Raw genomic sequence first — 2126 nt, 5'->3', positions numbered from 1 at the left:
TTGCAGGTATGGCAGAATCTTCATCAGACGGTTCAGGGTGGGATGCGCTTGCAAGTGGTGTGAAGCGTCTTAATGAAGGCGATAAACAAAGAGGGCAGGTTAACCAGACCGTCGAGTATCTAAAGTCTAAAGGTTATAGTGAAGAAGAAGCGCGGGTTATGGCACGTAACCCGCAAATGCTTAGTGCTTTGCTAACAGGTGGTAAGGCCCCAGAAGGCTTTCAATCGTATACCAATCCAGAGACAGGTGAACTTGAATATAGACCGGTTAAGGGGTCTATGCAGGAACTTGAATATAATCAGAAGCTACAAGCACAGAAAGAATGGGAAGGTAGAAGGATAAAAAATATGTTCACCACCAAGCAGCAGTTGAGAGCTGGTTTAAATGATCTGAAAGCTGCTTTTGAACTCATTCAAAAAGGTAATGCTACAGGATTTAAGGGGTGGTTTTCGAAAAAAGCTGGTGGAAGTGATGGGTACAAATTAGACAAATTATTGGAGGGAATTAGAGGTGGTGTTCTAAGGACGGTATTTGAGAACCTAAAATCAATGAGTTCTAGCGGAACAGTAGGAACTGGTCCTATATCAAATTTTGAAAGTCAGGCACTATCATCAATGTTTGGTTCTTTGGATGTTGGGCGAGATAAAAAGGGGTTGGAGAGGACTTTAAAAGTAATTAAAACAGCATTTGATTTTTTCAATAGGCATAATGATCTTCAACTGTACAACGCATTAACAGGTCAACCTATAGATACCCCCCAAGAAATCTCTGAAAAATATTTTGTAGATTCACCGATGTCACAAGGAGATTGGGCGAATAGACCTCAGATGAGTATGCAAGAAGCTGCTAAAAGAAATGATATTACTGAATTTATAGATATTGAGACTGGTGAGCATATGAGGAAGGTAAAATTGTAATGAATACGTCTCAATCTAGATATGTAACATTAGAGGACGGAACACGTTATCGTTTTGATGTTATTGATAATAATTCTCAAAATAATGCGTCTCGATCTAGATATGTAACATTAGAAGATGGAACACGCTATCGCTTTGATGTTCTCAATGATGCCTCCAATTTTGAAGAAACAACATCATCCCAACATCCCGAAATCAGTAGCAGTGAAGCCTTTTGGAATTCTTTAAAGCATGGCTTGAGTTTTAATTTAGATGATGAGATTGCAGGGATTACAGCGGCAGGACGTGATTCTGATGATGAGTTGGCAATAAAGGCTTTTGGGAAGGGGCTTATCAACTATTGGAGTGGAGATAAGCAATCCAGAGAGAAATATGAGAAAGAAGCCAATAGAATACGTGATTATTATCGTAGGATGAGTGATCAACATTATTGGACTTCTTTTGCTGGAAATGCTTTAGGGGCGGCAATTCCTTCACTTGCAACTTTAGGGGGAGGAGCGTTAGCCTCAGGAGCACGCTTTGTAGCTCCTACACTTGCAAATAGTCTTGCAGGGTCAAAGTTAGGTCAATTGTTCTTAAAAGCAGGTCAGTTACCACCAAGTCGATTTGCAAGTCCTTTTTTAGGCATCACGAACAAAACAACATTGCCTCATTTGCTTAAAGTAGGGGCGGCATCTGGTGCATTACATGGTGCAGGAGAAGGGGAAGGACTTGGGAATACGCTTACAAGTACAGCAGTTGGTGCAGGTTTAGGAGCAGCAGGGACAGCCGTTGGAAGTGCTTTAGGTCATTTGGCTGGTTCTACTGTTGGTGGAATAGGAAGACTTTTTTCTCCTTCTCATAAGAAAGGTGTTGCAACAGACACGTTAAGAGCAATCAGTAAACATTTAGGTAAGGAGGCGTCTGAAGAGCTAGGAAAATCTGTTAAGAATGCAGTTCCTACCGATTACATAGCTGATCATAGTCCTTTTTTACAGGATCTTGTTTTTGATATCGCGAAAAGAAACCAAGGGGCTTATCTTGATTTAACCAAAAGAGCTAAGCAGAGGGCGCTGGAAGGAGGGGAGCGTATTCATCAAGCTGCTGATGAACACTTTGTTCCTCGTCAAAATATTACAGGTTTAAAAGATGATCTTATTGCGAGTAGAGAGGCAGCTACAGAGTCTCTCTATGATATAGCCAAGAAGACGCCGATCGGAGAAAAATATT

2 pseudogenes are annotated in these 2126 nt (G+C 41.0%); both read left to right on the top strand.

Going from position 1 to position 2126, the window contains the following annotated elements:
• Positions 1-917 (top strand): annotated as a pseudogene (locus tag PVV57_RS10085) (hypothetical protein); the annotation flags it as partial.
• Positions 917-2126, top strand: a pseudogene (locus tag PVV57_RS10080) (hypothetical protein); the annotation flags it as partial. The pseudogenes PVV57_RS10085 and PVV57_RS10080, both read left to right, overlap by 1 nt.

The organism is Bartonella sp. AU15XJBT (genome assembly GCF_028618615.1).
Lineage (GTDB): Bacteria > Pseudomonadota > Alphaproteobacteria > Rhizobiales > Rhizobiaceae > Bartonella.
The sequence above is the reverse complement of the archived record's forward strand: the minus strand, read 5'-3'. Positions and strand labels throughout refer to the sequence as shown.